Origin of the sequence: Photorhabdus sp. RW14-46, from assembly GCF_963887965.1 — a bacterium.
Lineage (GTDB): Bacteria > Pseudomonadota > Gammaproteobacteria > Enterobacterales > Enterobacteriaceae > Photorhabdus > Photorhabdus laumondii.
The window spans coordinates 48,494-54,493 of the sequence record NZ_CAWPHH010000031.1; the positions used below are offsets into that span (position 1 = coordinate 48,494).

Annotated in this window: 6 protein-coding genes; 1 reads left to right on the top strand and 5 read right to left on the bottom strand. The window is 33.1% G+C overall.

Annotation, left to right across the window (positions count from 1 at the left end; all coding sequences use genetic code 11):
• Positions 1-45 precede the first annotated feature (45 nt).
• The 3 genes from AACQ38_RS19330 to AACQ38_RS19340 form a co-directional block, all read right to left on the bottom strand.
• Positions 46-846: a BPSS1780 family membrane protein gene (locus AACQ38_RS19330; RefSeq protein ID WP_165578838.1), complete on the bottom strand. Its 801-nt coding sequence runs from the start codon at positions 844-846 to the stop codon at positions 46-48.
• A 1,706-nt stretch (positions 847-2,552) separates the two neighbouring features.
• Positions 2,553-3,155: a BPSS1780 family membrane protein gene (locus tag AACQ38_RS19335; RefSeq protein ID WP_165578839.1), complete on the bottom strand. Its 603-nt coding sequence runs from the start codon at positions 3,153-3,155 to the stop codon at positions 2,553-2,555.
• An 8-nt stretch (positions 3,156-3,163) separates the two neighbouring features.
• Positions 3,164-3,475: a hypothetical protein gene (locus tag AACQ38_RS19340; protein WP_165578840.1), complete on the bottom strand. Its 312-nt coding sequence runs from the start codon at positions 3,473-3,475 to the stop codon at positions 3,164-3,166.
• Between the two features lie 371 nt (positions 3,476-3,846).
• Here AACQ38_RS19340 and AACQ38_RS19345 point away from each other — a divergent pair, with 371 nt between their 5' ends.
• The gene (locus AACQ38_RS19345) at positions 3,847-4,326 is read left to right on the top strand and encodes an Hcp family type VI secretion system effector (RefSeq protein WP_165578841.1); all 480 of its coding nucleotides are present in this window, start codon (positions 3,847-3,849) and stop codon (positions 4,324-4,326) included.
• A gap of 345 nt (positions 4,327-4,671) precedes the next feature.
• Here the strand turns inward: AACQ38_RS19345 and AACQ38_RS19350 are convergent, their stop codons facing one another.
• Together AACQ38_RS19350 and AACQ38_RS19355 are read right to left on the bottom strand one after the other, a co-directional pair.
• The gene (locus AACQ38_RS19350; protein WP_165578842.1) at positions 4,672-5,421 is read right to left on the bottom strand and encodes a DUF4225 domain-containing protein; all 750 of its coding nucleotides are present in this window, start codon (positions 5,419-5,421) and stop codon (positions 4,672-4,674) included.
• A gap of 316 nt (positions 5,422-5,737) precedes the next feature.
• Positions 5,738-6,000, bottom strand: a 263-nt coding sequence (locus AACQ38_RS19355) for a hypothetical protein (protein WP_207631924.1), incomplete at its 5' end; no start/stop codon positions are given.

Consider the following 6,000-nt stretch of genomic DNA (forward strand, 5'->3'; position numbering starts at 1 on the left):
ATTGATTTTTTTGTTGAAAATAAAATTATTAGATTTAATAAAGACTTAAATAATTAAAGAAGATAATTTCTCCTTTCCAATAAAAATGCTACGGTATGAGGAATAATAGCTGACTAAAAATAGGGGAATGGTTATTAAAAGGCCCAAACCCAAAGTCATGATAGAAATTATGAACATTACTGCCATGACCATGAAGAATAAGAAACCGGGTAATAAATTCTTCTTCACAGCTTCCAAACTCATTGACACGGCAGCCCCAAATTTCAAATTATGAATGACGATTAATGCTGGTGCGAACCAGGTTAAAGCAGTACCAAAAATGTTAAAAATAATCAGAACAAAAGCACCAAGATATAATGGAGAGAGATCATTTGGGAATACTTCAACTGGGATCTCATCATATTGGTTATCTAACAATATATGAGCCATTGTACTACTGCTGATAATAAACATTGCGACAATTCCAAGAAGCATGATGCCAAATGATAAAGCGCCAATGCCAAGCAGTGATACAAAGTTTTTCTGAAATCCGCTGAATAACAGCCCTAGTTCAAATTCTCCGGTAGTTCTCTGTTTTTCACACACGGCAATAATACCACCCAAAAATACTGGACCAAAAAGTACAGTAAATACCCCAAGGAAAGGAATAAGCTGTAAAACAAATATGATAATGAAATAAATGATACTAAGTAGTATCCACATACCCAATTTACGTTTGACGATACCCCATGCTTGACTAATCCATTCCATACCTTCTGTGCTACTGAGGGATTGACCACTAGGGATAAATACCTCCTGATTGTTGTATATAGCTTTGGAATTAAAACTTAGGTTCTTATTATCCATGTATTTTTCAATTTAAATATTGATTTGTAATTTATTTGGTTTCTTTTTCTGTCTGCACCTTGAAAGTCACGGTCAGCCGTAAAAAGCTGGCAAGTATATTATAATGATTTTATTAAATAACAAGTACTAAATAGGAGTAATTACCTGACAATGTGGTGGGTTTATAAGCAATATTTTGCTATTTATTTTTTTAACTTGATCAAATGGTTTTACCATTTCCTAAATAACTAAGTTATCTCTGTAATATATTGTATCTTATTTTATAGAATTTAATTAATATTTATATTTCAATGCTGGTTTTTGATAGTCAATTATTTAACTGGTTATGAAAAAATTACTCTTGTGGTTGAAAACGCGATTAAAGCCGTTTCCTTTGGAAAAATAGATTGTTTGATCAAACTATTCACACCCTTATTTTCTGGGTTATATAAGCATTAATAAATCAATTTTTGTTTTCACTGATAAGCTTTATCAAGGGAAGGTTTTGTGCTGTTATTAAAAACCATTGTTTTAATCTTAGGTTTTAATTGACATAAGGTTTTAACCATTTTTTACTACTTTGAATATCTGCTTTTTATTAAGTTTAATCATTATGAAATATCGTGTTTTACGGTTAAACAACATTAATCATACTTGCTTTATCTTTACTGACTCTGTTTTACCTTTATTTTATCTTGATAAATCAGCCAGTAAATAGCTTGATGATATATCCCCGTCATCTTTCAAGTTGCCTCTTTGTTGGTTGCACTCTCTCACCCCGGTTACATCGTTATCTATGCTCCCGGGGATTCGCTCCCTTGCCGCCGCGATCCATCTTGAAATCCATTGAGTATAAAGATATCCCTATATGTTATTCTCGAATAATCCTTTTCTTTTTTAGGGTTTAAATCCTGATACATTAACCGTTTTATCCATTTTTTATTAAGTTATCTCTATGGCTTGCTGTATAAAATAATGGCGAGAAAACACCTTAATATCAATCTATTCGGATAATATTCCTTTGCATGCTGATTTCTTTTCAATTCTCTATTAATAGTTAATAACCTTCGATTAAGTATAACTAATTGCCTTTATAAAAAATTGCACTATAGTTAAATCTTCCTGCCACATAAAAACCTTAATCTCTCTGTGTTCGTGCTTTTAAATGGTTATGGCAGTTTAAATAAATGTAAAATGAGAGGGGGATAAAATCGTCGATAAATGCATTAAACACGACGGGGAATAGGCTGTTTTTAGCGCCTGTACTTTTTTAAAAACTGGCATTAATGGTATTAAAATCAAGGCCCATTTCTTTAATAGTTTTTAATATTGTTAAACTTTTTTATTTTTTGCGGTTAATCTGGTTAATCTAAGGATTTTCCGGCTTCTTTTAATGATTTATCTGATTTTGCGAAAATGTATTACGACTACGTAAAATCTTTTGGTTAAGCAAGTTTGCTTAATGCGGTGATTTGTTGTTTTTCCACTTTGTTAAAAAATTTAGACCTTGTTTTTCCTGATGTTTTTTCTTCTAATATTAGTATAACCTCGGATTTTTTTACTCGTTTTAAATGATCCTTAAGTGGTTGACGCTCTGCGGTAAAAATGTAGCCTCTAATAGCAATCAAACGAGTTAAATCGGGAAAATGGCAGGAGTTTTCCCATCATAAAAAAACAAACCTCGTTTAAAATAGCGAGGCTTGTCAACCTAAGTATTTTTTAGTCGATTAAAATGTGGATGATTTCTCCTTACTGATAAAAATGCTGCGGTAGGAGGAATAATAACTAACTAAAAGTACTGGTATAGAGATTAGAAAACTTAAACCAAAAGTCATTACCGAAATTATGAAAATGAGCGCGGAGGTGATAAAGAATAATAAACCAGGTAATAGATTTTTTTTCACTGTGGCTAGGCTCATTGATATGGCGGCCCCAAATTTTAAATTATGGATAACAATTAGCGCTGGTGCAAACCAGGTCAATGCGGCATTCACAATTGAGAAAACCATCAGAATAAAGAGACCAAGAAGTAATGAGAACAGGCTATTTTGAAGCATTTCGACTGAAATTTCACCATGTTGAGCGGCTAATAGAATATGAATTACGGCACTACCACCGGCAATAAACATTGCGATAACACCGAGGAGTATAATACCAAGCGTTAAAGCACCAATGCCGAGCAGTGATGCAAAGTTTTTCTGAAATCCGTTGAATAACAGCCCTAGTTCGAATTCTCCGCTAGTCCTCTGTTTTTCGCACACGGCAATTATACCGCCGATAAATACTGGGTTCAGAAACAAGGTAAATATTCCAATAAAGGGAATAAGCATGAAACCAGCTATACATATAGAATATACCCGTTATCTTTCAAATTGCCTCTTTGTTGGCTGCACTCACTCACCCCGGTCACATAGTTACCTATGCTCCCGGGGATTCGCTCCCTTGCCGTCGCGATGCATCTTGAAATCCATAGGGTATAGATAATATAGAGTAGTATCCACATACCCCACTTGTTCTTGACAAGTTGCCATGCCTGACCAATCCATTTCACACCCTCTGTGCTACTGAGGGACTGACCATTAGGAATAAATACTTCCTGATGGTCATTAGTCATAGCGTTGGAGTTAGAATTTAAGTTTTGATTATCCATATAATTTTCCAATTAATGTGTTGATGCATGATATTTAAAGTCACCGGCTTGACTTTATCTCGTAAGATACAGTCAGATTGAGAGATTAGGTAAATATATTATATTAATTCTATTGTTCAACAAGCATTAAATATAAGTAACGACCAGAAAAGATAAATAATTTCCTACAAAGTATTGCTAAGTGTTTTTAATTTTATCAAATTGATAATAATTGTAATAAAGTGTTTCAATGTTAACTGACGGCTGAATTTAATTAACTTCTACCCCATGTAATCGGAATAATTTTAATTCCATTGAGTGTTTTTTTCTGTAGAATGAAAAGCACTAATAATAGTTAGTAGTTGGCATTTTAACGCTGAGAAGTAGCATATATGTCAGGCTTAATTTATTTAACTTTAAAGGGCCGTAAGCAGGGCCTGATATCGGCAGGTTGTTCGTCGATAGATTCAATAGGAAATAAAGGCCAATTAGATCATACAGACCAGATATTCATATATAATCTCAATCATTCTTTAACTTGGGATCAGCATGCCAAGCACCATCCCATAACATTTAAAAAACCTGTTGATAAATCGTCACCGCTTTTGGGAATAGCGATGTCAGAAAATGAAGTATTGGACGGTATGTTTGATATTTATAGAACGAATCAATCCGGGATTCAGGAGTTGTATTACACTATAAAGGTAATTGAGGCGACGATAGTTGATTTAGCTGTTTATCACCCCCATTCGATAACACATGCTGGCGCACAGCCGCAGGAAACGATATCTTTACGTTATAAGAGTATCACATGGACTCATCATATAGCAGGGACAAGTGCTTATAGTATTTGGGATGATCGCGTTTATTAATTTATTTGCCGGTAAAATAGTGTTGTTTTACCGGCAAAATTACCATTTGTTTTTCCTATAATGCCTGCTGTGTGCGATCATAAATGTGATATTACATAATATGGCTAGTACAATAGAACTATAAAATACAAAATCATCATATGAAGTAGGCACGCTAAAAAATGGAATGCATCCGGTATGAAAAACATGTAGATGGAAAAGATCAGATGCCATCATAAGTAATATAGCTAATAAATTAATATAAACATCATAGGGAATTAAAAGTTTTTTAAAAGAAAAATATAGAGGATAAAGTGCAAGTAAAGAAAAAATAACATATAAATAGTCAACCATTCTCTTCTTCCTTCAATATGATCTATATTGCCCATAAACGGTATTCATGTCCCCTAAGACTTCAAGAGTTATTTCTTTATAACTCATAGTTTCCATACCTAGTCGTTTTAAGCTAACAAGTAGATCAGCATTAATATACCGATATAATCGTTGACTATCTGGTTCAAGCTTGTAGCCAAGTAGTCCATTAATAGACATACCAACATCAACCGATGTATATACCACATCAGCATCGCGTTTATCCATTCCAAAAGCTTTTTCTCCAACCCCTTCATAGACGAATTTAACTGGCCCAGTATAGCTTTCGCGATAAAGGATATAATAACCACTTTCAACAATATTATTGAAACCATGAGCCATCAATGGTGCTCCAAGTGCTGCTCCAACACCGGTATCAATAGCAAGAAATCCACCCATGAGTTGTATACTACCAGATATAAATCCAATCCATGAGACAATCAAATTAACTGTCTCATCATTCCTGCTTCTAGCATTTTCACTGTTTACCTTTTTCTTTACAACAATGGCTTGCCTTACACTCTTTTGAGAAAGCGTTGCATCTTGATCTTCTAATGATCGGGTTTCTTCGTCTAATAAAGCTATTGCTTCAGAGATTGAGATCTCCCCGGTATTTATCTTTGATGTGTTTTCTTGGCAATAGGCCATGACTTCACCGATAAAATGGTCTTTGGCCAGACTCCATTTTACATATTTATCGGCAACTCTGTTCATAAGCATCATCAACTCATTTTGTTTATCCATTTAAATTTTTAGGAGTTTTCTTTCTTCATTGGTACTGTTATCCAAGTATCCTCTGGCGGAAGGATTTCTTTCGTAAAATTCATCTAAAGCATCCATAATGAGTAACCTGTTTCTTTGAAATTTAGTTTAACATAGCGTTATGTACTAAAAGTATACAATTGAAATTATAAGTCAAGGTTTATTTTTACTTGTAAGAATACTTTTTTGGGCGTTTTAAGACGTAGGATTATTAGCAAAATCCGTTATAAGTTTTTCTCAATGCAAATATTAATTCTTTATCTATTTTATTGATATATTTATTTGTTTAAGAAAAATGTTATTCAATTTCTTTATTTAAATTAATAATTTGATTATTTTCGACGTTTGATGAATTTATTATTGGAAAAAATATAAGTAATCGATGTTTTGATAAGATGGTTGTTATTATGCGAATGCAAGTTAAAAACTGATTTAAATGAATGGCTTTCATAAAGTAGTTGTTGTAAATATAATATTTTCTCGTTTTTCCTTTTCTGATATTTGATTCTTTAGGCTCTTCTATTAATGCATTCGGTAAAGATTTGCCTGAGAAAATATGGG

What these genes read in the sequence shown, in the direction of transcription:
- AACQ38_RS19335 (WP_165578839.1), bottom strand. Translation starts at nt 3,155, where the DNA reads ATGCTTATTCCCTTTATTGGAATATTTACCTTGTTTCTGAACCCAGTA.
- AACQ38_RS19330 (WP_165578838.1), bottom strand. Translation starts at nt 846, where the DNA reads ATGGATAATAAGAACCTAAGTTTTAATTCCAAAGCTATATACAACAAT.
- AACQ38_RS19345 (WP_165578841.1), top strand. Translation starts at nt 3,847, where the DNA reads ATGTCAGGCTTAATTTATTTAACTTTAAAGGGCCGTAAGCAGGGCCTG.
- AACQ38_RS19350 (WP_165578842.1), bottom strand. Translation starts at nt 5,421, where the DNA reads ATGGATAAACAAAATGAGTTGATGATGCTTATGAACAGAGTTGCCGAT.
- AACQ38_RS19340 (WP_165578840.1), bottom strand. Translation starts at nt 3,475, where the DNA reads ATGGATAATCAAAACTTAAATTCTAACTCCAACGCTATGACTAATGAC.